21 protein-coding genes and 1 pseudogene are annotated in these 23,392 nt (G+C 60.8%); 11 read left to right on the forward strand and 11 right to left on the reverse strand.

Translation table 11 applies throughout. The annotated features are described in order from the left end of the window. Positions 1–44: 44 nt before the first annotated feature. Both ACOGI9_RS07930 and ACOGI9_RS07935 read left to right on the forward strand, forming a co-directional pair. Complete coding sequence (locus ACOGI9_RS07930; protein ID WP_419856612.1) at positions 45–1,508, forward strand: pyridoxal phosphate-dependent decarboxylase family protein; 1,464 nt, start codon at positions 45–47, stop codon at positions 1,506–1,508. A 16-nt stretch (positions 1,509–1,524) separates the two neighbouring features. After that, a complete protein-coding gene (locus ACOGI9_RS07935; protein WP_419856613.1) occupies positions 1,525–3,687 on the forward strand; it encodes a M28 family peptidase in 2,163 nt (720 codons plus the stop codon). On the opposite strand, the gene ACOGI9_RS07940 is transcribed toward ACOGI9_RS07935, so the two are convergent. After that, positions 3,688–3,930, reverse strand: coding sequence for a hypothetical protein (locus ACOGI9_RS07940; protein WP_419856614.1), 243 nt, complete (start codon positions 3,928–3,930; stop codon positions 3,688–3,690). It lies immediately after the preceding gene. 720 nt (positions 3,931–4,650) lie between these two features. Here ACOGI9_RS07940 and ACOGI9_RS07945 point away from each other — a divergent pair. Beyond that, positions 4,651–5,415: a type II toxin-antitoxin system ParD family antitoxin gene (locus ACOGI9_RS07945; protein WP_419856615.1), complete on the forward strand. Its 765-nt coding sequence runs from the start codon at positions 4,651–4,653 to the stop codon at positions 5,413–5,415. Between the two features lie 46 nt (positions 5,416–5,461). Here ACOGI9_RS07945 and ACOGI9_RS07950 read toward each other — a convergent pair whose 3' ends face one another. Beyond that, positions 5,462–5,692 (reverse strand): hypothetical protein, encoded by a 231-nt coding sequence (locus ACOGI9_RS07950; RefSeq protein ID WP_419856616.1) that lies wholly within the window; start codon positions 5,690–5,692, stop codon positions 5,462–5,464. A 526-nt stretch (positions 5,693–6,218) separates the two neighbouring features. Between ACOGI9_RS07950 and ACOGI9_RS07955 the strand changes: the two genes are divergently transcribed. The 6 genes from ACOGI9_RS07955 to ACOGI9_RS07980 all read left to right on the forward strand — a co-directional run bounded on the left by ACOGI9_RS07955 (position 6,219) and on the right by ACOGI9_RS07980 (position 13,003). After that, positions 6,219–6,743: a hypothetical protein gene (locus ACOGI9_RS07955; RefSeq protein ID WP_419856617.1), complete on the forward strand. Its 525-nt coding sequence runs from the start codon at positions 6,219–6,221 to the stop codon at positions 6,741–6,743. Positions 6,744–7,251: 508 nt separating this feature from the next. After that, entirely contained in the window at positions 7,252–9,366 is a 2,115-nt protein-coding gene (locus tag ACOGI9_RS07960) for an AAA family ATPase (protein WP_419856618.1), read from the forward strand. Continuing rightward, the gene (locus tag ACOGI9_RS07965) at positions 9,363–10,427 is read left to right on the forward strand and encodes a 5-methylcytosine restriction system specificity protein McrC (RefSeq protein ID WP_419856619.1); all 1,065 of its coding nucleotides are present in this window, start codon (positions 9,363–9,365) and stop codon (positions 10,425–10,427) included. The genes ACOGI9_RS07960 and ACOGI9_RS07965 overlap by 4 nt, the downstream gene beginning before the upstream one ends. 319 nt (positions 10,428–10,746) lie before the next feature. After that, complete coding sequence (locus ACOGI9_RS07970; protein ID WP_419856620.1) at positions 10,747–10,896, forward strand: CopG family transcriptional regulator; 150 nt, start codon at positions 10,747–10,749, stop codon at positions 10,894–10,896. Next, the gene (locus tag ACOGI9_RS07975; RefSeq protein WP_419856621.1) at positions 10,893–11,708 is read left to right on the forward strand and encodes a hypothetical protein; all 816 of its coding nucleotides are present in this window, start codon (positions 10,893–10,895) and stop codon (positions 11,706–11,708) included. Before ACOGI9_RS07970 ends, ACOGI9_RS07975 begins: the two co-directional genes overlap by 4 nt. After that, positions 11,705–13,003, forward strand: coding sequence for a DNA methyltransferase (locus ACOGI9_RS07980; RefSeq protein WP_419856622.1), 1,299 nt, complete (start codon positions 11,705–11,707; stop codon positions 13,001–13,003). The genes ACOGI9_RS07975 and ACOGI9_RS07980 overlap by 4 nt, the downstream gene beginning before the upstream one ends. A 59-nt stretch (positions 13,004–13,062) precedes the next feature. Here ACOGI9_RS07980 and ACOGI9_RS07985 read toward each other — a convergent pair. The 6 genes and pseudogenes from ACOGI9_RS07985 to ACOGI9_RS08010 form a co-directional block, all read right to left on the reverse strand. Beyond that, positions 13,063–13,946, reverse strand: a pseudogene (locus ACOGI9_RS07985) (type I restriction-modification system subunit M); the annotation flags it as partial. 365 nt (positions 13,947–14,311) lie between these two features. Further along, positions 14,312–14,917 (reverse strand): TIR domain-containing protein, encoded by a 606-nt coding sequence (locus ACOGI9_RS07990; protein WP_419856623.1) that lies wholly within the window; start codon positions 14,915–14,917, stop codon positions 14,312–14,314. Between the two features lie 125 nt (positions 14,918–15,042). Continuing rightward, a complete protein-coding gene (locus ACOGI9_RS07995; protein WP_419856624.1) occupies positions 15,043–15,648 on the reverse strand; it encodes a TIR domain-containing protein in 606 nt (201 codons plus the stop codon). A gap of 220 nt (positions 15,649–15,868) precedes the next feature. Then, positions 15,869–16,198 carry a hypothetical protein gene (locus ACOGI9_RS08000; RefSeq protein ID WP_419856625.1) on the reverse strand — a complete coding sequence of 110 codons (330 nt, stop codon included), beginning with the start codon at positions 16,196–16,198 and terminating at the stop codon, positions 15,869–15,871. Positions 16,199–16,294: 96 nt separating this feature from the next. After that, the gene (locus ACOGI9_RS08005) at positions 16,295–17,164 is read right to left on the reverse strand and encodes a hypothetical protein (protein ID WP_419856626.1); all 870 of its coding nucleotides are present in this window, start codon (positions 17,162–17,164) and stop codon (positions 16,295–16,297) included. A 5-nt stretch (positions 17,165–17,169) separates the two neighbouring features. Then, positions 17,170–18,402 carry a toll/interleukin-1 receptor domain-containing protein gene (locus ACOGI9_RS08010; RefSeq protein WP_419856627.1) on the reverse strand — a complete coding sequence of 411 codons (1,233 nt, stop codon included), beginning with the start codon at positions 18,400–18,402 and terminating at the stop codon, positions 17,170–17,172. A 1,076-nt stretch (positions 18,403–19,478) separates the two neighbouring features. Between ACOGI9_RS08010 and ACOGI9_RS08015 the strand changes: the two genes are divergently transcribed. Together ACOGI9_RS08015 and ACOGI9_RS08020 are read left to right on the forward strand one after the other, a co-directional pair. Continuing rightward, complete coding sequence (locus ACOGI9_RS08015; protein ID WP_419856628.1) at positions 19,479–20,432, forward strand: hypothetical protein; 954 nt, start codon at positions 19,479–19,481, stop codon at positions 20,430–20,432. A gap of 225 nt (positions 20,433–20,657) precedes the next feature. Then, positions 20,658–21,251 carry a TIR domain-containing protein gene (locus ACOGI9_RS08020; RefSeq protein ID WP_419856629.1) on the forward strand — a complete coding sequence of 198 codons (594 nt, stop codon included), beginning with the start codon at positions 20,658–20,660 and terminating at the stop codon, positions 21,249–21,251. A gap of 173 nt (positions 21,252–21,424) precedes the next feature. Here the strand turns inward: ACOGI9_RS08020 and ACOGI9_RS08025 are convergent, their stop codons facing one another. The 3 genes from ACOGI9_RS08025 to ACOGI9_RS08035 all read right to left on the reverse strand — a co-directional run bounded on the left by ACOGI9_RS08025 (position 21,425) and on the right by ACOGI9_RS08035 (position 23,047). Then, a complete protein-coding gene (locus tag ACOGI9_RS08025) occupies positions 21,425–21,877 on the reverse strand; it encodes a RipA family octameric membrane protein (RefSeq protein WP_419856630.1) in 453 nt (150 codons plus the stop codon). Positions 21,878–21,887: 10 nt separating this feature from the next. Then, complete coding sequence (locus ACOGI9_RS08030) at positions 21,888–22,409, reverse strand: hypothetical protein (RefSeq protein WP_419856631.1); 522 nt, start codon at positions 22,407–22,409, stop codon at positions 21,888–21,890. 89 nt (positions 22,410–22,498) lie between these two features. Beyond that, positions 22,499–23,047: a TIR domain-containing protein gene (locus ACOGI9_RS08035; protein ID WP_419856632.1), complete on the reverse strand. Its 549-nt coding sequence runs from the start codon at positions 23,045–23,047 to the stop codon at positions 22,499–22,501. Positions 23,048–23,392: the final 345 nt, after the last annotated feature.

Raw genomic sequence — 23,392 nt, forward strand, 5'->3', positions numbered from 1 at the left:
AGAGGGAGTGGCGGGTTCTCGCGACGGGTTTCACGATGGCGGGGATGAGACACGACACAGTGGCGGATACGACCTCCGAACTCGCGGTTGGCGACAGGCTTGAGATGTCGCCCGAAGCCATGCTCGAGCTGGCGCGGGAGGCGGCGGAGATCCTCGTGCGGCGGCGGGGGGAGCTGGCCGGGGAGGGCGCGTGGGACGGGGAGTTCCGCGATGCGCTCGAGGAGCGGCTCATGGAGGATCCGCCGGAGGAGGGACAGCCCGCGGCCGACGTCATGGATCGGGCCGTCCACGACGTCCTCGGGCTCGCGCTGCGCCTCGATCATCCCGGCTGTTTCGGCTTCATCCCCTCCTCTCCCACGTGGCCCGGCATCGTCGCCGACTTCCTCGCTTCCGGGTACAACCTCAACACGTGCAACTGGCTCGTGGGGAGCGGCCCGAGCCAGCTCGAATGCGTCGTCATCGAGTGGTTCCGGCGCTGGCTCGGCATGCCGGAGACGGCGGGCGGGCTGCTCACGAGCGGAGGGTCCGCCGCGAGCCTGGACGCGCTCGTGGCGGCGCGGGAGGCCGCAGGCTACCCGGAGCGCGCCACCGTGTACATGAGCGACCAGAGCCACCCCGCCCACGTCAGAGCGGTGAAGATCGCGGGCATCCGGCCGGACCACGCCCGCATCGTGCCGAGCGACGGCCGCTCCCGCATCGACCTCGACGCGCTCGCGCGCATGGTGGCGGAGGACCGCGCGGGCGGGCGGAATCCCATCGCGGTGTGCGCGAACGCCGGTGCCACCGCGACCGGCGCCATCGACCCGCTGCCGGAGCTGGCCGATTTCTGCGCGGCGGAGGACATCTGGTTCCACGTGGACGCCGCGTACGGCGGGTTCGCCGTCGTGACCGAACGCGGCCGGAAGCTCCTGAACGGCATCGAGCGGGCGGATTCCGTCGGGCTCGACGCGCACAAGTGGTTCTTCCAGCCCTACGAGGTCGGCTGCCTGCTCGTGCGGGACGTGTCGACGCTCGAGGAGCCGTTCGGGGTGCAGCCCACCTTCCTCCAGGACTCCCTGTGGGGGTCGGGCCACCCAAACCTCACGGACCGCGGGCTGCAGATGAGCCGGTCCGCCCGCGCGCTCAAGATCTGGATGTCCGTGCAAACGTTCGGGATGGCCGCGTTCCGGGACAGCATCGCGAACGGGCTTGACCTGGCGGCCCGCGCGGAAGCCTACATCGACGCGAGCCCCGCGCTCGAGTGTCTGAGCCCGGCGACGCTGAGCATCGTGTGCTTCCGGTTCCGGCCGGCCGGCGCGGAGATCGCCGAGGAAACCCTGGACGAACTGAACCGGGAGGTGCTCGCCCGCCTGTTCTGGGAGGACCCCGCGTTTGTATCCTCCGCCGTCGTGTCCGGCAAGTTCGCGCTCAGGGTGTGCATCGTGAACTACAACACGACGTGGGACGATGTGCGGGCCGTGCTGGAGGCGACGGAGCGCTTCGGCCGGGAAGCCCTCGACAAGCTGTAGCAGACAGGAGATCCCCATGATGCCAGCGTCCCTCGCCCCCGCTCGCGCGGCTGTCCCGCTGCTCGTCGCCGCCGTGCTTGCGGCCGGTTCCGCTCCCGCTCCCGCGGCCGCCCAGGAGCCCGCGCTGACCGGCTTCACCGCGGCCCGCGCCGCCACGCAGCTCACCTGCGAGGCCCGTTTCCTGGATCTGCCCCGCGCCGAGTCGTTCCGCGAGCACCTGCGCACGATCACCGAGAACCCGCACCCGGCGGGGTCGGAGGCCCAGGTGCGGGTCGGCGAGTACCTCGCCCGGGCCATGGAGCAGGCGGGGCTGGCGGTGAGCCGCCACCCCTACGACGTCTACCTGCCGGAGCTGACCGACGACGTCGAGGTGCACATCGTGACGCCGGTCGCGATGCAGCTCTCCAACCGCGAGCCCGCGCTCTCCGAGGACCGCTTCTCCGACCACCCCGACCTGCTCAACGGGTGGAACGCCTTCTCCGGCTCGGGCGACGTCACCGGCGAGGTCGTCTACGCCAACTACGGGCGCCGCGAGGACTACCTGGCGCTGGACGAGATGGGTGTTTCGCTGGCCGGCAAGGTCGTGATCGCCCGCTACGGGGGGAACTTCCGCGGCTACAAGGTGAAGTTCGCCGAGGAGCGGGGGGCGGTGGGCGTCATCATGTTCAACGATCCCGGTTTCTCGGGGCTCGACGCCTACCCCGAAGGCCCGATGATGAACGGGGAGACCATCCAGCGCGGCTCCGTCCTCACGCTGCCCTGGACCGGCGACCCGCTCACGCCGTTCGAACCCGCGCTGCCCGTGGACGGCGACCGGCAGGTGGAGCGCCTCGACCCGTCCGAAGTGGCGCTGCACAACATCCCCGTCCTGCCCATCGGCTACGAGGCCGCCGCCGAGGTCCTGTCCCGCATGACCGGCCGCGAGGTCCCGCCCGGCTGGGCGGCGGGGATGGAGGTGGACTACCGCATCGAGGGCGGCCCCGACCTCACGGTGCGGGTGCGCGTCAACCAGCCCATGAAGCTGACCCGCGCGACCAACGTGGTGGGCACCGTGCGCGGCAGCGAGTTCCCGGACGAGTGGTTCATCCTGGGCGCGCACTACGACCCCTGGGGCTTCGGCGCCATCGACCCGAACGGCGGCACCGCGATGCTGCTGACTCTCGCCGAGGCGCTGGGCGAGCTGTCGCGCGACGACGAGTGCCTGCCGCGCCGCTCGATCATGATCGCGCACTGGGACGCGGAGGAGTACGGCATCATCGGGTCGACCGAGTGGGTCGAGGAGTTCCGCGAGGCGCTGGAGGCGAACGCGATCGCCTACATCAACGCCGACGCCGCGGTGTCGGGCGCCAACTTCGGCAGCTCCTCCTCGCCGTCGCTCAAGGGGCAGATCATCGAGGCCACGAAGGCCGTGACGTACCCCGGCACCGGCGAACCCCTGTACGACTGGTGGCTGGAGCGCGCGGGCGAAGGGGCGGCGGAACCCGGCCTCGGCAACCTCGGCGGCGGCTCCGACCACGTCGGCTTCTACACCCACGCGGGCGTGCCGTCCGGCTCGCTCACCTCCGGCAACCCCGGCGGCGTCTACCACTCCAACTACGACAACTTCGCGTGGTACGAGCGCTTCGGAGACAGCACGTTCGTCCACGGGCCGATGATCGCCCGGGCCGACGGGATCCTCGCGCTCCGCTTCGCCAACGCCGACGTGCTCCCCTACGACGTGGTCCGCTACGCGACCGACACGCGCACCCATGTCGAGACGCTGTACGAGGTCGCGGCCCAACGCGGCCTGAAGGTCGACCTGTCGCGGCTCGTCGACACCACGCGGGCGCTGGATGAGGCCGCCGCGGTCCTGGTGGCGGCGCGCGAGCGCTGGCTCGGCTCGGGGGAGGTGGACGCGGCGCAGGCCGAGGCCGTGAACCGGGCGCTGATCGGACTGGAGAAGGCGTGGCTGAACGACCGGGGACTCCAGGGCCGCCCGTGGAGCCGCTCGATCTACGTCTCGCCCGACCCGTTCAGCGGCTACGCCTCGTGGATGCTGCCGGGCCTCCGCTACGAGATCGAGACGGACGACCGGGCCGACCTGCCCGGCTGGGAGCGCGTCTACATCGGCGCCGTCTACATCGGCGCCGTGCGGAACCTGGCGGAGCGGATGCGGGCCGTGGCCGCGATGATGCCGTAGTCACTTCATGCCGAGCATTCGGCATGTCTTGACGTCGAAATGCTTGAGGTACCAGAAGTCGGACGAAGGGTTTTGAGCCCACTCGCTGCGCACGTAAAAGCCGGTGCTGTAGCAATCGCTGTCGCCGAAATTCGTGCCTGCCGCTACCGCCACGTTGTAAACGTGAACGCAGCCTTCCTGCGAACCCTCCCTGAAGCTCACGATGGCAAAGGTCGCATCCCTCGTCTCGCCCGCCGCCGTCACGGTTCCATGATGCGACTCTATGTCAGCTTCACGGTAACGGGCATCGGAACACACCGGGCCCGTGCCCCCTCCCCCTCCCCCACCCGGAGTCGTCGGTTGCGCAGGCGGAGTCGGAGCGTGGCACAGTCGCGGATCGGCGGGTCGTGGAATCCAGTTGCCGGGGCAACCGTTCGACCGAAACGACCCCACATTCGTCCAATCGGTAAGAACCGAGTAACTGTTACCGGAACCTGAGTAATATGAATATTGAATTTCCTTCGCTTGAACCTGATAGGTGACGGCCGGCCCAAGACCATGAATGGTGATTGCCTGATGAGATGGGTCTTTGGGCAGTGACTTTGCCTTCGTATGAGTGGTTCCATTACGCAACTGGCCGCTGATGCGAATGCGATACTTCTTGGTGCCCGATGCCCCGCTATGTGAACATTGCGCCGCCGGCGTTCCTTCTCGCTGGTGTTGTCCTGTGGATTGAACGTCCAGGTCGTCTGCAGTGCGATGCCTGAATCGGTGACGCGCGGTGACTCCGCGAATGACACGGGATCGGTGGGCACGCTCTCCATGCATGCCGTCAGGGCGACGGCCAATAGAGCGATCGAGGCGCCTCTGAGCATTGTTTCCCCCTCATCCAGAGCCGCGCAATGCTCATGCGTACATTTCAAACCTGCGCCGCGCCGGCATGGCGGGACAGAGGCTAACCGTATGAGGTCGGGGGCATATCGGATGGTTGGAGTACACATTGCCGAGCGCGAGCGGACTTGCGACGTTGGCACCATGGCTACCGAGCAAACCCGGAACATCTCGCTTTCACCGCAACAGGACGCGTTCATCGAGCGGCTGCTCGCCGGGGGACGCTACCGCACCGCGAGCGAAGTCGCTCGGCACGGATTGCGACTGCTGGAGGAAGCGGAGCAGCGGAGACTCCTTGAGAAGTGGGTCTACGAGGGGCTGAGCGACGACGAGCAGGACAGGATCCCGCCCGCGCTGCTCGAAAGCGTCAAGGCGGATTTCCGTCAGCTCCTCGATGACGCGCTTCGCGAAGTCGCCGAAGGCCGCGTGAGCGACGGACCCGAGGCCATGCAGCGGTTGGTAGAGCGAATCGCGGACCGCGGCGGCGCGACCCAGGCTGTTGCGCGAGGACTTGCCGGGTGGACCGGGGGACGAAGATCGGATCATGCCGACCCCCGGAAGCCCACTGGGGTGCGCGGAGTCTTCCTGAAGAAGGAGACGCCCCCCGGACTGTGGGGGTACCTGGCAAAGACCATCGCGCTTTGGCTGCTGGGAATCGCGTCTGTCGTGTGGCTGCTCTTCGGTCTCGCTGCGTGGGCAGGTGATGGGGAGCCGGGGGTGGCGCTGGGGTTGGCAACTACCTACGCCGTCCTGTTTCTCGTAGTTCGGAAGATCCCGACGCGAAAGCCGGCAGACTTGCTCCCGGAGGGGTACCTGGAGGAATACCAGGAGCGGAAGCGGAAAGGCCGAGACAGCTAGCTCTGCTCGATGGCCACCTCGAAGTGTCGGCCGGCGCATGCACCTGTCACGATTCGGCACGCTTCCGCAGGAATGAGCGGAACCACCCCTTCCACTCCTCGAAGGCGTCCTCGTCTCCCTCGGGGACCTTCAAGTACCGCCGCCACGGCTCATGCACCCCGTCGTGGATGGACAGCTCGATCACGTAGGTGATCAGGGGTAGCCCCTCGTCGGCAGGCGTGAGTCCCGCGTCCCCGTAGGAGTCGGAGTCCGCCCGATGTGTCTGGATGCCGCTCATGCCGGCGGCCAGAGCAGGCGCGCGGTAGTGGCCGAACTCCTCTCAATCCAATCGTCCGCACCGACGCCGGGCGAAACTCCAGTTTGCTGCCGTCCGACCGCCGACCCATACGGGATTCGCTCCCTGGGCAAACTCTCGCCCAAGCGTCACCACGGGGCCCCTTGTCACACAAAACACATCACGTACTTTGGCACCTTGAATTCACGAGAGGGGCACTAGCGTGAGCGCCATCGAACAGTTCATCTCCGGTCTCCTTGACGAGCGACTAGATCGCGGGGTTCGCGCCGTTTCGTGGCTCTTGGGCTGTGCGTATGTTCTGGGAAAAGCGTGGTCTCCATCATACACAATTGACACTACAACTGCTATCGAAGCGTCTGCAATCATAGGCGCATTCCGCGGGCTGTACGTCCTATGGATGCGATACATCTCCAAGAGTCACCGATTGCAAGCGCTTCACGGCCTCATTAGCAAATGCAAAATACTTGTAGCATCCCACAGGGCCGCCAACTCAGAGTCTCTCGTCAGCATGCTTGTCTTGAGAGATGAATTGGCGAAACTAGCTCTGGGGCTTCCCAAACAAGATCTGTCCGGTGCACTTGAGTCACTGCAAGCCTATTCGCAGGAGCGACGCTGGGACCTGGCAAGCAAGGAATTCCCGATCGCCAGGTACGGGCATACGAAGGAGGATAAACTCGAAGCGGTGGCCTTGATCGCCGCAAGCCGCGCGCTCGAAATGACAGAATACGATAGGACGCGTGAACGGATAATCAGCGAACTAAAAACACATGAAGATGCCATGGCGAGGGAGAGACTCGCTTGGCTGGCCGCGGCAACAACCGTTGTCGTTACATTGACGACGTTGACGGTCACTGCTGACAGTTGGCTGCCAGTTTTGAACCTACCGGACCTTACGGATTATTTGGCAGTTCTATCTGGTGTGGTAGGAGGAGTCGCATACACTTTGGCTTTTCGACGCTTCCGCCTCCGGGTTTCTCGCAAAACCTTAGAACGTACTTTGGATGAAAAGAGGGGTAACCACCAGCGCGACTAGTGAAGAGCTACTGTGGCCTATTTTGCTGAACCGAGTACCGGAGGATCTGTTTACGCAGTCCGTTTCTTCGCCGATGGAGACAACCCTTCTGCCCGTGATGGTTTCCCAAGTCGGTGGTACAGTGCACGGAACATTCGTTGTGGACGAGATCGTGGCGGAGAGACCCACTGGCATGTGGCGGCCGGGAGATCGAATCGAGCAACGCGGTTGAGCAGCGGCTGGATGACGGCCACACGGAAGACGATCAGGATGAACCTTTTTTATGGTGGTTGCGGGACGCAGTTTGACCTCGAACGTTTGCGACGCTACTCGATGGCTCTACCCACCAGCGGCGCACCATCGGCGAGATCCTCTAGCCATAGAATGGACCGGCCCAGCGATGCCAAGACCCTCACCTGACCACCCAGTGCTCCGGGCGGCTGCCCGCTGGCGGGAGCGGTGCCTGCGCAACGACGGATCCGTGTTCACCGAGAAATCGCTGTGGACCTCGGAGAACGTCGGCTACCTGATGCGGTACTTCGTCGAAAACCTCGATGAGGGTGAGGGCGGCTTCTTCGAAAAACTCGAACGGCAGCTAGCGCCGGCGCCCGCAAGTGCGAAACAGCTCGCGGCAGAAATGCTCTGGGTCATGTACCTGCCTCTGATTCGCCGCGCGATGCATCCGGGGACGAGACGGCGGCAGATTCGGATGGTCTGGGAATGGTCGGGCGAGCCACTTCCTGAGGCGCCCCTCGAGTTGGAAGAGGCCCTCGACGAGGGTCTCCTCCATCCTGGCACAGCCTACAACACGCACAGGTGGCGTGAGTTCGAGTTCCTCGTCCGGACCATGGAGGCATGGAAAGGTCTTGCAGAGCATGAACGAGAAGCCCGACTCATCCGTCCCTGGTTGCTCGCAGAGTGGCTTCTCGGTCTCGATGACTCGCAGAATCGACAGCTGCGTCACATCCTCTGCTACTTCCTGTTCCCGGAGCACTTCGAGCCGGTCGCAACGAACTACCACAAACGCATGATTGTGAGGGCCTTCAGGGACAAGTACGGAGAGGATCCGGAGCAGGTCGACTATTTGGACAGGCTCGAGATGGATCGGCAGATCGGCTGGGTCCGCGAGCGGCTCGTGGAAGACGAAGACCATAAGGATCTCAGCCTCTACGACGAGCCACTTCGCAGCATCTGGCAACCGCCGGAAGAAGGTGAGAACGGCGGGGGGGAAGTTGAGCGCGGGTGGTATGCGCAACGCTTCGGCGAGGCCAGGGTCTGGGTGCTGTCGGCCGGCCAGAATGCTCGCTGGTGGGATGATTTTCGGCGCATGAACTTGATCGCGATTGGTTGGGATGACCTGGGCGACCTGAGGGAACTGCCGACGCGGGAGAGCATCCACGAGATGCACCGCGACGTTTACGGCCGACCCAACCCGATCATGGACTCGCTCGCCTGCTACCAATTCGCGTACGAGATGAGGCCCGGCGACCACGTCATCATCAAGAAGGGTAAATCGGCATTACTCGGTTACGGCAGGATTACATCCGAGTACGACTTCGATGGCGAGCGGCCCGAAGCCAGGCATGTGCGCCAGGTGCAGTGGGAGAAGCTGGGGGCGTGGCCCCTCCCAAAGAATCAATGGATCACGAATAAGACGCTGACGGACTTTAGTCAGCCCATCTATCACAATTGGCTTCGGTTCGCCCTTGGCCTCATCGACGGGGACGAACCTGGTGAGAACGGTCCGCGTCCTCATTCCTCGGTTGAACCACCCTACCCGCCCGAGGAGGCTCTGAAGGATCTGTTCCTGGACCGGGCGAAGTTCCACGAGATCATGGACACGTTCGAGCGGAAGATGAACATCGTGCTCGAGGGGCCCCCGGGGGTCGGCAAGACCTTCATCGCGAAGCGCCTGGCCTACCGCCTGATCGGCTACAAGGTCCCGGAGCGGGTGCGGATGATCCAGTTCCATCAGAGCTACGCTTACGAGGACTTCATCCAGGGGTACCGGCCGCACGAAGACGGCGGCTTCGAGCTTCGGAGCGGGGTCTTCTACACCTTCTGCCGCGAGGCCGCGGGCAATCCCGACAAGCGGTACGTGTTCATCATCGACGAGGTGAATCGCGGCAATCTGACCAAGATCTTCGGCGAGATCATGATGTTGATCGAGCCCGACAAGCGGGAGTCCGGATACGCCGTCCCGCTGACGTATTCGCCTGACGAAGAACCGTTCCACGTGCCTGAGAACGTCTTCCTGATCGGGATGATGAACACCGCCGACCGGTCTCTGGCCATGGTGGACTACGCGCTTCGCCGCCGGTTCGCCTTCATCCGCCTCGAGCCGGCGTTCGGCTCCGAGCAGTTCAGCGATCACCTGCTGGCGGCCGGCGTTGAGGAAGACCTCGTAAACAGGATCGTGGACCGACTCTCGACCCTCAACAAGGCGATTCGCGATGAGCGCAAGAACCTCGGTCCCGGGTTCGAGATCGGCCACAGCTTCTTCTGTCCCCGCGAAGCCGACGAGCAACTGGACGATTCCTGGTACGAGGCAGTCGTGCGGCGAGAAATCGAGCCCCTCCTGCGCGAATACTGGTTCGACCGCCCCGAGCACGTGGACAACCTGACCAAGCAGCTCCTCGCGTGAGCATCCCGATCCGGAACGTCTACTACCTCCTCTGCTACGCCTGGGATCACGTCCGCGAGGGGGAGACGGTCGATGTCGGCTCCGAGGAGTTCAGCGAGATGGTCGACCTCTTCGCCAAGGTCCTCAACGAGGGCGTCTCGCGGCTCATCTCGCGGGGATTGGACCGGGATTACCTCGCCGTCAGCGAGGACATCAGGGGCCTCAAGGGGAAGCTCGATCTCGCCACCACGGTGAAGCGGAATCTGCTGCTCACCGGGAAGACCCACTGCGCCTTCGATGAACTCAGCTACGACGTGCCGCAGAACCAGATCCTCAAGGCTACGCTGCGACAGCTCGGGCTGGTGACCCGTCTGGATCCCGAGCAGCGACGGCGCGCCGGGCGACTCTACCGGAAGCTGGATGCCGTATCCGACGTGCCCCTGCGGCCGCGGCTGTTCCGCACCGTGCGAATTCACCGGAACAACCAGTTCTACAGCTTCCTTCTGCACCTGTGCCGCATCATCTACGACAACCTCCTGGTCAACCAGGAAGCGGGGACGGCGGAGTTCTACGACTTCCGGAAGGACGAGCAGAAGATGGGTCTCCTCTTCGAGCAGTTCGTGCGGAGATTCTTCGAACGGGAGACGAACTACGCGGTCAGCGCTCCGAAGATCGACTGGTTCGGAGCGGACGGGACCGAAACGGATCTCGCGCATTTGCCGAGCATGTGGACCGACGTCGTGCTGCGATCACCGGAACGGACGATCATCCTGGACACCAAGTTCTACAAGGATCCGCTCAGCACCTGGCACGGCCGCAAGAGCATACACTCAGGGAATCTCTACCAGATCTTCGCGTATGCGATGAACTGGGCGGCGGGCGCGTCCCAATCCGGCGACCCTGCACCGGAGGGGTGGCTGCTTTACGCGGCCGTCGACGGAGAGTTCGACTACCGGTTCGAATTGATGGGGCGGCGGATCCGCGTGTGTTCGGTGGATCTGAGTAAAGAGTGGCAGGTGATCGAGCAACGGCTGAAGAGGTTGCTTACGGATACCGCACCTTACCTTGTCGCTTCAGCCTAACGCGGACGGGCGATTCTGCTCCTGCTACTCCTGCGAGTGGCAGCTCCTTACCCCCCCTGGGGAGGCGATGGAGATCGCGTCGGCAGCGGCCAAGCGGACTCCGAGATTGCGCTGGAACAGCCACCGCACGTCTCGAGCCTTGTGTCCCCCCGTAGGCCTGTGCCCAAGCCAGGATCGCTCAGCCCGCTACTCCTGGTTTCCTCCTAGACGGGCGCACCACTCTGGTGTATCATGGTGCACCTGCTGACCGGAGGGCTACTCCATGGACGCCATAAGAAAACAGAGCACGCGAAGAACGGCCGCGTCACATCGTACATCGGTGAGCTTTCCACCGGAGCTGTACAAGATCCTGAAAGGGATCGCACGCGAAAAAAAGGTGTCGGTGGCGTGGGTGGTACGTGACGCCGCAGAAAAATACGTGGCTGAGCAATGGCCGCTGTTCGCGACCGACCAGAGAGAACGGATATGAGCCACATGGATGAGACCCATTTGCAGATCGTGTTGGACGCGATCAGGGTCTGCGCCCGTTACAAGCCTAAGTTCGGGCAGGGGGCGAGGGGCGGCGGTCTGACAGTTGAGGGATTCCAAGAGCTGTATCAAACAGATGCGTTCTACAGTTGGTTCGGCCTCGACAATCCCTTGATGTACGCCGCCCACAAGGCGGCCGGCGGCATGACCAGCGTGTACCGGCAGATCGGGATTGGTTGCGAAAAGTTGTTTCGGCGGGTCGTGCAGGATTCGCTAGAGCTTGCCGATGAAGATGTAACGTGGTCATATCAGATTGCCTTGCCGAATGGGCGGCAGCGAACACTTCATCTGGACGCGCGAGTTCCGCTTGAGAGGATAGGGCAAGAGGGCAAACGCGACCGCTTCCATGAGTGGATGAGGCAATCTGCCGCGTTACTAGATGTCGATCCGAGGGTGTTCCGGAGTTTGACTGGAACTGTTTTTGAAGTCCGGCAAGGCTACAAGAGCAAGGATTCAAAGCGGCAGAATGCCGACATTGCGAACGCTGCGACGGCCTACACCAAGGGGTATTTGCCCTGTGCCGTAATCCTCTCCGATCAAATCGATGGCGACGTACTCTTGCGGTATCGCACTGCGAAGTGGTCTGTGTTGACCGGCATTGTAGGTGAGGCTAACCCTCTTGTCTCCACGTATGACTTTATGCGTGATGTCGTCGGGTATGACTTGGCAGCATTTTTTGAACGGAACAGTACAACGCTCCGTACGGAGATCGACACGATTCTGAAATCTCTCTTGGCTCCGGAGACTCCATGAGCGTTGTTACTAAGGGCCGAATACGCCAGAGGGCGGATCTAACGTACAAGTTCAATATGACATCCGGCCGACACGGCTGGCTACGGTTGACTCCGGCGTACTCGGTCAAGGTGGTCGAGGAATTGATCGCCCGACTCGATGATCCCCTGCGTGTGTTGGATCCGTTTTGTGGCACTGCCACGACAGCGCTATGTGCCGCCTACCACGGGCATGAGGGGGTCACAACGGACATAAATCCATTTCTTGTCTGGTTTGGTCAGGTTAAGACTGCCCATTACTCCGATGCCACGATAGCGTCGACGCGCCGCGCATGCGCTCACGTGCTTGAGGCAGTGAAACGAGGCACCGTTGAGCCCGTGAAACCGCCCCCGATCCATAACATCACAAGATGGTGGTGCTCCGACGCTCTCCAGTTTCTGTGCGCGCTGAAAGGCGGCATCGAAAGAGAGAGCGAGGAGGATTCAGCAGAGAGAGATCTGCTCATGGTGGCGTTCTGCAGGACGCTGATCAAACTCTCCAACGCTGCTTTCAATCACCAATCCATGTCCTACAAGGAGGATCGACAGCTAACCATCCCGTTCGATGTCGACGTATCCGGAGTTTTCGCCGAAGATACACGCTTTGTTTTGCGGGGCGCGGAAGCGAATCCGCGAGGTGTGGCAAGTGTATCGTTTGGGGACGCGAGATGTCTCTCCGACGCTGTGGCCGATCCATTTGATTTGGTGATCACATCTCCACCCTATGCGAATCGGATGTCGTATATCCGTGAGTTGCGTCCGTATATGTACTGGCTCGGATTCCTTGATTGTGGTCGTGACGCGGGAGAACTGGACTGGTCAGCAATCGGCGGCACATGGGGCGTGGCAACCAGTCGGTTAACAGATTGGGAGCGGTCGACCGAATCACTTGTGCCTCCGTTGCTTGAGGTAGCCCTCAGCGGGATAGCACACAGCGCCAACAAGAACGGGAAGATTCTGGCAAACTACGTTGCGAGATATTTTGAGGATTTGTGGAAGCACTTTAATTCACTGATCACGGTGCTGTCCGATGGCGGCGAGCTGCACTATATCGTAGGCAATTCGACGTTCTACGGAGTGCTTCTCCCGGTTGAGCGGATCTATGCCGCTATGCTCGAGCAGTTGGGTTTCGAAGACATAAAGTACCAGATCATCAGAAAAAGGAATTCGAAGAAGGAGCTGTTCGAGTTCGACGTATCAGCGCGCTGGAGTGGGCCGAAGAGCGGCACGTGGCCGCGAGCAACGAAGAACGCACCGACCAGTATGGGCGAGGACTAAGGGCAAGATGGGTCCCTCTTGGGCCGCCAACTCTGGTGGCCGGCGACCTCCAGAAAGTTGGAGTGCTCCGAGCTGCCGGTAATGTTTTGGCCGCGCCTCTCCCTCCCACTTCAGCAGGAGGGTCGGCCTTGCAGATGGCGTAGGTCTCAGCGTTGATCTCCTGGCCGAAGAGGTGCGTGGACACGTGCTTGCGCCGCTCCTCCGCGAGCTGCTGCAGCACGTCCTCGCCCACGGTCAGCATGCCGCCGGTTCCGCAGGCGCCGTCGTAGAGCAGGTAGGTGCCGTCGTCGATCTCATCGGCGATCGGCAGGAAGACGAGCTTCGCCATGAGCTGCACGGCGTCGCGCGGCGTGAAGTGCTCGCCCGCCTCCTCGTTGTTCTCCTCGTTGAAGCGCCGGATCAACTCCTCGAAGATCGTCCCCATGCCGTGGTTGTCGAGCCCCGGATGCCGGACCGTGCCGTCGGTGTTCATGACGGGCTCCGGACTCAGGTTGATCTCCGGCGAGGTGAGCTTCTCGATGAGCGTACCCAGGGCGTCGGCCCTGGAGAGCCTCGGGATCTGATTCCGGAACTCGAAGTTCTCGAGGATGTCTTGCACGGAGGGTGAGAACCCGTCGAGGTAGTCCTCGAAGTCGGCTCGGAGCTGCTGCCGGTTGGCCCGAGCTCGGAGGTCGTGAAGGGTGAACTTCGACGTGTTGTAGAACGCCTGGCCGGCGGCCTGGCGGAGCGCCACCTTCTGGTCGGCAATCCCGATCTCGTCCAGGCTGTCCTTCATGTCCAGGACGGCCTTCTTGGTGGGTTCGAGCACGGCGTCGAGCCGCCGTAGCACGGTCATGGGAAGGATGACGTCGCGATACTTGCCACGGACGTAGACGTCGCGGAGCACGTCGTCCGCGATCCCCCAGATGTAGTTCGTGATCCAGCCCAGATCGTCGTTCGTCATGTGTCGTCTTGTCCCTACCTTCGCATCCGCGGGGGAGTGCTTCCAAATTGGCGGGTCTCAGCCATCAACCATTCAGGAGGATCCACCGGCAGATGCAGGTACGGCAGCGGATGCACCTACGGCAAGAGCCTCCCTGACGAGGGGGGGCGAACATCACCTCGTCGCGGAAGGCCTGCGGGGAAGGGTCTTCCCTCCCCTGCAAAGCACAGCCCGCGAGCGACGGACCGACGTTAGACCCGCCGGCCTCGCCGAGGCCGGGTGTCAGGTGATACCCGGCCTTGTACGCTCCGAAAAACCCGGTGGGCGTGGAGCATCGTAACGCACCGGAGAACCGTAGACCATCGGAAACTCGATCCAGCTCGCGCTCACGAGTTCCTCTGCCTCATTGGCCGTCTCAGACTGTATCGGCAGACCCTGCGGTCCCGAAAAGCGAACTCAATCAGCGATTCTAGCCTCCTCTTCGCGTTGCTGATCCTGTTCCAAGGAACCACCGAAACCATCGCCCTTGGTGCGGTCAGGTTGTCGATCAGCCGCGCCGGCAGGTAGGGATACCGCCGCTCGTAGGCGGCCCTGAATCGGATTGGCGCACAGAGGTGTTCTGCACGATAGAGTCGCTCCTCTTCTCTCCCGCGTGGCGCGTGGATGCACCCAGACCCGGTCGACGGCAGGTTGATCACGAGGATTCCCGACTTCTTGTTGATCCGCCCGTCGTACATGCTCGAGTAGATTTCCCAGTCTACGTGCTTCCGTCGCTTTGTCTCCGTTCCGACCAGGACGATGGTGACGGTCGAGTCCCTTAGGTAGTGATCCCGGATTCTGGACCGTATCTGGTCCGGCACCAGCGACTCCGCGATCGCTCCCGTGTCGACGGATCTATCGATGAAGATCGAATGCCTCTTTCCGAATGCCGACAGCCTGTCCTTGTACTCCCGATCTTTAGCATGATGATAGCTGATGAAGACCTTATGCATAACCTCTCACCTGTATCCCCGGCACGCCCGAGCCCAACGCAGCCACCGCCTGACCCAGCGTGCCGGCAATCACATCACGAGTCCAGGAACGTCCCCATTTTATTGTAGTCGTTGAGGGAATTGCCCTACGAGTTTCGCCGCCTCATCGGAGCACTCAAATCATACTCGCATTGCCTTCGGCCCTGGAACGCCACATCAATCAGAGCTTCCAGCATGGCCGCGTCATCGTCAACTCGAGTCCACGGTACGACAGAGATCTTACCACGTGACCCAACAAGGTTGTCGATGATCCGCGCTGGCATGTACGGATACCGATCTTCGTATTCTTCCCTGCTATTGATCGGACCCCAGTTCGTAATATCCGGGAAGAGTCCCTTCTCACGATCTCCGTGCGGAGCATGAACAAGACCGCACTTCGTTGACGGCAGGCAGATGGCAAGGACCGCCGATTTCTTGTTGACCGGTCCATCGTACATACTGGAGTAGATCTCCCAGTCGATATGCTTCCTATGCTTGGTTTCAGTGCCCACCAGTACAATCGTTACGGTGGAGTCCCTCAGATACTCATCCCTGATCTTTCGCCGTATCGCTTCGTCACTGAGCGACTCCGATATGTCACCTGTGTCGACAGACCTGTCAATGAATGTCGTGTTTTGCTTTCCTATTCTTATTAGTTCGTTCTTGTACCACTGATCGTTGTCGTGATGATAGCTGATGAACACCTTGTGCATGGATGATTACCTTTGGGGTTTACATACCTGAGTGCCAACGCCCCGCTCCCTCATGAAGCGGAGGTTGTATCACTCGTCGATTCTTCCTCTGACGACTCGGCCTCAATCGCCTCACGCACGCGGCATCAACGCTTAGCAGCGCACGAGCCACTTTCTCCGTTCCGTCGGGAATGCGTTCTTCGTGCCACTTGTCATTGTCATACTTCGGCTTGTTCGCTCTTCAACGTCTTTGCCCATCTTCGCTCACGCAGCGCTTGGCCACCGCATTTTCCGCTAGGGCCAACAACACTGCGTCACTGATTCTGCTCGGAGAATCGCCACGAAACCCTTCTACCACCATCGGATGGTCATCCCCGTGCGCCAGCCTCTTGAATACCAACTCCACGAATCTACTGACGGGATGCTCCTTCGCCGCCGGATCGGTTTTCCAATTGCCGTTGAGCCGTTTCGCTTCCTCGTCAGCAGCATACATCGCAGCACCTACGTCCAATCGAACAACTACGCGATCAGGGAATAGCTCCGCACCGGCCAATCGAACTGGGTCAGTCATTCGTCTTCCTTCCTTTCTGCTATCGTCAGAACGGACCCGTGTCGGATGCTTCTGGCATCGTCGTGCTGACCTGTGCTCGACGGTCGTCTGAGCGGCTCATCGAATTGGAGGTCCTTCCTCCGTCTCGTGTAGAATCTCGGTGTGCTGCTTGTGCGCCGGGTCGTCCCGCAAGCGACCGATTCCGCGAAGTACCAGATCCACCGCGTCCTGAACATAGGGTGTGTGTGCCAGCAGGCGGTTCTCCTTGTCCGATAATCCATTGTGTAGGTCTCGGACTCCCCACCGCTCAAAAGCCTGCCGGCCCGGCCATCCTGGGTCGGACCCTGCCCGCGGTTCAACGAGCCGCAAGGTCTCAGCGATGTCACGTGTACACCCGCCAAACCCACCGACTAGGAACACCGCTTGCCCGGACTGCAGAGACAGCAGGGCTTCTTCGGCGATTCCGGGCATCCGTCCCTTGTAGCCCTCAACCCGTCCGCCGAGTACAACTCGAGCGTCTGACTCCGCCCGCATAACCTCCCGCATTCTGGTCAAGCCTTCAGCCCACTCGCTCTCGCTGGGCGCATGGCGCTTCAGCGATTGCCGCTCTTCCATCGTGAGGCGCGATCCGTCTCGTGCAAGTAAGGTGAGCTTTGCCGAGCCGCGGAGGTGTGCTTCGAAGCCGAACAGGCTCGCAGCTGTCATGCTGATATGGACGGGCCAGGCCAGGTAGTTGGTGACGGGAGGCCGAACGTTGACCTCAGCTGGCCGGCGATAGCGTGCTACCAAGTCAAACAGCAGTTCGGTGAACCCGTGCGCGCGGAGGTCGCCGCCGTAGGCAAGATCGTCTCCAGAAGCGAGTAGATGAATCGCGAAATCCGCTAGCGCCTCACGAAGATGTCCCAAACTCAGTCCGTAGGTCCCCATGTCGGGGCTTTCGGAGATCGAGACGGCGATCGTGCTGTGCGAGAGATTCCCCGTGCTCATCGTACTCAATTTAGCCGCAGCCATTCACTAAGTGCTCGTAGCCGCACCGACCCCGCGATGGCTGTGAACAAGTCCCTCTCTTCCACGCCGAGCGGAGGGTCCGGATACACGATGTCCTGCGTGCCATCCTCGCCAGATGCTGGGAGGGTGGCAAGCGCGAGTAGCTCGGGCGGCCGCGACAAGAACGATACTCCCGGGTCGACGGCCCTCAGCCCTACTGTTCGACAGCGCCACAGGTAATCCTTGAACACCTCGTCCAAGAGGACACCGATGACCCGCTCGATGCGACCCCTGTTGCATGGGTTCATTCGGATCACGGGGACGTTGCCGAGGTAGGGAAACGCCCGCTCGTCAATCGAGTGAAGACAGTCCACGACCACCATTGGCAGATGGCGCCGTTTTGCCGCGATCACCTCGCGCCGACACCATTCGCGGGAGGAGTAGGAGTCCGTGTGAATCGCTACCAACACGCCCGTCTCGATGGATTCGTCTATCACCGCCTCGAAGGACAGGCCGGGTGGGATATCGTACACGTCCATGAAGCTGTCCAAAGCGGTATTCTGGTGAATCCAGTCCCGGATGGCGCTAGCCACAGATGCGCCGTCACGCTTGGAATGACTCAGGAAGACCTTGGCTTTTTGCAAGTAGGCCCCGATTGGTCCTTCTGGGCCATTCCGAAGCTCCTGTTCGAGATGGTGACGCATCATGCGGCTGAATTCATGGCTGAGATCGCGGTGGAGACGCTGCTGGCGTTCCGAGGTGTCTCCGTCCCACGTGTACCAGCGGAGAGCCTGTAGCTGCAGACCAATCCCGAAGACCCCGGTCTCCATCGCTACAGGGAACACCCGCTTGCTTAGGCCTCTCGCTTCGGCTTGGTTCGCAAGTTCGTGAAGGTATTCCACCCATTTTGCGTCGCCAGCCAGCGAATGATCAACGAGAACGACCGCAGCAACCACATCCGCATCATCCCACTGGACAGGTATCGGGACCCCGTGCGCCACCTGGCTCTCGTTGCGGAATAGCACGGGAACGCCCGCACCTCCTACCAGATTCTGGAACCGGTCTCCGCCAAAGTGCTCCCGAAGATGCTCCGCGATGGCCGCACCGTCCGTGAGACCAGGGTGCCAGACGACATGCAGCAGGAAGGGAGACTTTGGAGACATCATCAGGAGCCTCAGCGAAACCCGAGCGACGGATGAGAACGCCGCCCCGGTCACCTGGAATAGGTCATCGTTCACGGTCTTCGAAAGATACCAAAACGTGGGTTCGCGAGCCACCGGCGGAGGTTGGGCCGAGCTGGAGCTTCAGGAGTACGCCTCCGCTCCCAAACGCAGCTTCTCTTCCGACAAGCGGCTTTCGCGACCGAGAACCGCCGCGCAGTCCCCATGCTCGAAGCGGAAAACCACGCCCAAGATAGCGCAATGGCTGCGCTCGTCGGATCGTGACTTGTCCGGTTGTGACGTCTGCTCCGGGTCCCAGAGGGGAGGCCAACCCCGGCGATGTGTGCTTTACCGATGCACCCGGACGCTGGCATCTTCCTACCCTGACCTGAGTAGCTTGAATCATCGATCCGACCGACGGTAGAGGCAACGACACGGCAACCCGGAGACCAGGGAGCACGACCAGCTAGAGGAGATCATCCGGATCCTCGACGCTGCCATCTGCGCCCGAGAAACGTGAATAAGGAGATGATGAGATGGCTGTAGTGCAGAGTCGCTATGGTAAGCGAGACCCCAACGAGAAGTCGTGTCGAACGTGCCGATACTGGAAAGACGGTGATCGTTCATGGCCAACGGAGGCGACGCGAGAAGGTACGTGTACCGTACCCTTGCCACCATACATAATGGTACAGTTTCAAACCACTGTTCTTCGTCGATCTGGCGAGTTTCGTACGGGTCCGCTTACATCCGCGGAGGCAACGTGTGTGCTTCATAAGTATGTGTGATCGAGGTCTTTGTTCTCGCCTGTTGCGGGTTTCGTGGCGTTGGTCGCTATGTCAGTTTCCGTGGAGCGCAAATCAAGCCGAGGCGTTCCTTTGCCTTCCGGCGACCACTGGCCGGGTGGTCTCGATTAGGCGACGGATTACCAAGTCGAGGAAGCAGCCGCCGAGCAAACAAGTTCCTCCTTTGCGTCCTCTCCACGATGTCGGGTGATTGCACCGAAGCAACGCTGCGTGTCATGTTCATACCCGTAGGCAACCACTAATCCCCTCGCGCCCATGTCTAACTCCAACCGCTCATCGTCGAACGCCGGCAGGCACCCTGGTGCGCGCGAGGGCCGGCGCGAGGCGCTCAAATACGCACTGGAGGTCGTCATGGGTTGGTTCATCCGGAGTCAGCGCCCGCCTAAGCGGTACGTTACGAAGTTGGGCACGATCTTCACGGCGCTACTCTTCCTCGCTATGGGACTCGTGGTGCTCGCGAATATCATCGGGGCTTGGCCGATGTCCCCGCCCGCCTCCGTTGATGTCCGGTTAGTGGATACGCTAAGCACCGTTACGCCTGCGGAGATCGACTCACTCGAGGTGCGCGTTGCCCGGGAGGCGCTCGCGCTGATTCGCGAAGCCACCGAGGCGGGCGACACCATCCAGACGTACGTGTTCTTGTGGAGCATCGATACCATCGGTGCGCCTTGGGATTTTCGCCTTTTGGTCATTGCGCTTTGGTTCGGCGCGCTAGGCAGTCTCCTGCACGCCGGATCTTCGTTCGTACGCTACGCGGGCAATCGGCAACTCGTCGTGAGTTGGCTGCCTTGGTACATCGTCCGCCCCTTTCTTGGAGCCGGGCTGGCTGCCGTCTTCTACGTCGTCATGCGTGCCGGCATCGGCACTGCAGGGGGGGCGGCGCCAATCGATATGAACCACTACACGGTAGCCGCCTTCGCCGCTCTGGTTGGTCTCTTCACGCACGGGGCGACGGTCAAGCTCAAGGAGGTTTTTGATGCGATCTTCCCACCGCGGGATGGAGCCGGGGACGCCGATCCGCTGCGCGAAGACTCAAGCGTTGCCGCTCCCAGAATCACTTCGTTGATTCCCTCCAGGGTGCCGGTTGGGACGGACCCAGTCCCGGTCGAGATCGTCGTGGACAATCCGTCTCGCGACGTGACGCTCGCCGTGGGAGGAGAAGAGACGGAGTTCGAGCGGCTACCGAGCGGCAACCTAGGCTTCGAACTGAAATCAGGTCTCCGCGCGGCGGAGGGAACGGTGGACGTTGTCCTCACGAGCGACGCCGGCCCTTCGGAGCCGGCGCCGCTCGTCATTACACCGTGAGCTCAGCGCTTTGTGCACGTGGACCAACCCTTCAACGCCCTTCAAGCCTTGGAGGCGTGGACTGGTCGAGACCTGAACAACGGGCTGTTGCGTAAGGAAAAACGAAGTGCTGGCGAGTACTCCGTTCATCGGACAAGCTGTCATGTTGGTTCTTCGCCGGCTGCATCGATTGCGCAAGGAACGGCAGCAGTAAACACAAAATCGGAGGCAACACCTGTGCACAAAGTGTTCATCAGCTACCACCACTACAACGACCAGGATTACAGGAACGCCCTCGTCAAGATGGCTCGCCAGCATGAACTATTCGTTGACAAATCCGTCGATACCGGGGACATCGATGATTCCCTTCCCGATGAGCGCATCCGAGAGATCATCAGGGATGAGTACTTGAGGGACTCGACCGTGACGATCGTGCTGGTCGGCAAAGACACGAAACGCCGGAAGCATATCGACTGGGAGATCTATTCCAGCATGTTCGATGGCACGATCAACAAGAAATCCGGCATTCTAGTCGTGAATCTGCCTGGCATTTCCCCACATCTTACGGCCCCACGACGCCAGGAACGGGCACTGGTCTACCCCGACATCCAAGGGTGGATCACCGTCGATACCCGAGCCGAATACGAACGTCGATATCCATACATGCCGGCACGGATCGTCGACAATCTGCTGAAGCCCGAGGTTAAAATATCCGTCGTACCATGGGAGAGGATTGCTGATAGGCCTGAAAAGTTGAAGTATCTAGTCGATGTCACCTTCGCGGATCGTGCCCGCTGTCGGTATGACCTATCTCGCTCCATGCGACGCACAAATTCGTAGCAGCCGTTGCTTTCCCCGGTCCAAAGGACAGAGTCCTTAGGACACCGCGGCCAACGCCTGCTACGGAGAAACCAGCGAAACCGGAAGAAGTCGACGACACGCGGGCGACCGGTAGCCCGACGCGCGGCCGTCCCCCAAGCACCAGTCTCCCATAGCACTCAACCCCCCTTTGATCACAAGATCATAACCACGAGCCAACCGACACACACGAGGAAAAACGTTCCCGGCAGCACCAGAGCCGTGTGTTTCCTCTTCAGAAACCGACCCCTCTCAAACTCCTCTCGCTCTCGCGTAAAAAAGTTGATCCCCAGCTTCGACTCCAACTCCACGAGTGCATGGTGCTTCCCCGACAGGCGACCCGTTACTGAGTGCAAGGATGACATCCACGACACCGTCACCGTCACGCCGAGCACCGGGAGGACCCAAGTCGCCTCGCCGTCTTGCACCAATTTCTGCAGCAGCACGGACGCCGCAATCACGCCGCTCGTCATACTGACATACAGCTTATTCACGTCTTCCCTCAACGAGGCGACGCGTTCCGCAAGTTCCGTGTGGAGTTTATACGTTTCAAATAACAATTCCCGTTCCGATTCTCGCACTCCAACCTCCGACTTCAATTCGCCCATCTACCGTCACTCAGAGCACATTCCTGATGATCCATCGATCCAACTCGTCGCGATTCCCCAACCGTTCAAGGGCACCGACAACCGACGGCAAACCGTGTATTTCCCGATACATGACCTTAGCCCGCTTCTTCTCTAACGCATGCGCTCCGCCAATCTCATATCCGATCCACATCGACAGCGCAATTGCCGCAATCACGTGAACCAACAACCCATCGCTCCTCCGGATCTCATCCATAATATAGTCTGGCAGTTCACTTGAATCATCTTCAACATTGTCATCCCACTCCGCCATATACACATGTATGCCGTGTTTTTTTGAAATATAATATGCTACGCCTGCTGCTTGTTCATCTCCTGTCTTGTGTGACATAAATATCATCTTGTCACTTATCTTCTTCGACAACAGTTCACGATTTGCTATCGGCCGATAGGTCGTATGTGTTCCGTCTGGTCTAACCAATCTGTTGAATCTGACACTCATTTGATCAACCTTTCCTTCGGTATTCCATGAATGTGCATCAATCCACGACATCGCCTCTTATCTACATCGTATATTTATGGCTTAGGGTCATCGATCGAATCGCGACAACTCTGCCTGCGATTGAACTGCGACGTTCAAGGCTACCAGCCTGTCGAACACGGACCGCTCCTATTGTACCGAAAATGCGATCTCGAATTGTCCGGCGCTACTTCACGCCGACGTTGAAATGCCGCATGTATCCATCGCCGGATGTTCTGAGAATTGCGTTGCCAGTCATAAACGCTCGCATAAGCGTCAGCGCCGACACAGTTGTCCCACAAGCGAGGAGGCAGGAACCCTCTTCGATAGCTCGGACGGGTAAAATCGGGGTGTGTCGGCAGTAGGATACCTAGGAGGCCACATCTCGAATTCAGCTTGGTGTCCCGTAAGCCCGAACCGATTTCCCAATCGACGTGTTTGCGCTGCCATGTACATGCGCCGACCAGAACCACGGTGACAGTCGCATCTCGAATAAACTCATCTCGGATTTTCTGTCGAATCGTCTCGGTGGCAAGACGTTCGTCGTCTATGTCGCCATCGCTCACGGATTTATCCACGATATCACCGCTCATCATGTCGACGAAAACATCTCTATACTTCTCATCATCGTTGTGAAAACTGACGAATGTGTGCCTTGGAACGGTATTCATTCGGACTTGCCTTCCCAGCTTTCTCGTCAGGAATAGGGGGATCCGGTGTTCCGGTTTCCGCCGATAGAGGTGTTACGCCAGATCCTAGCTGAAGCTCTGTGAAACTCCGTGTCTTGTGTTTTGCGATTTGACGTCCGCGCTGCCGGGCCGGCGGGAGCTGGAGCGGACGTGAGCCGCTGTGACACGAGACACTCACCCGAACTGACTAGAACGTCACGAGCTGTTCCGTTCGACCATGGCTCGCTTCCTTTTCTGTCATTCGGGATTCCTGGGCTGATGCTGTGCGTTTCGAGTACTAGCGCCTCTTCTGGATCGGCAAACCGTGCTCAGATACGACCACCCAAA

Origin of the sequence: Candidatus Palauibacter irciniicola (assembly GCF_965208695.1) — a bacterium.
Classification (GTDB): Bacteria; Gemmatimonadota; Gemmatimonadetes; order Palauibacterales; family Palauibacteraceae; genus Palauibacter; species Palauibacter irciniicola.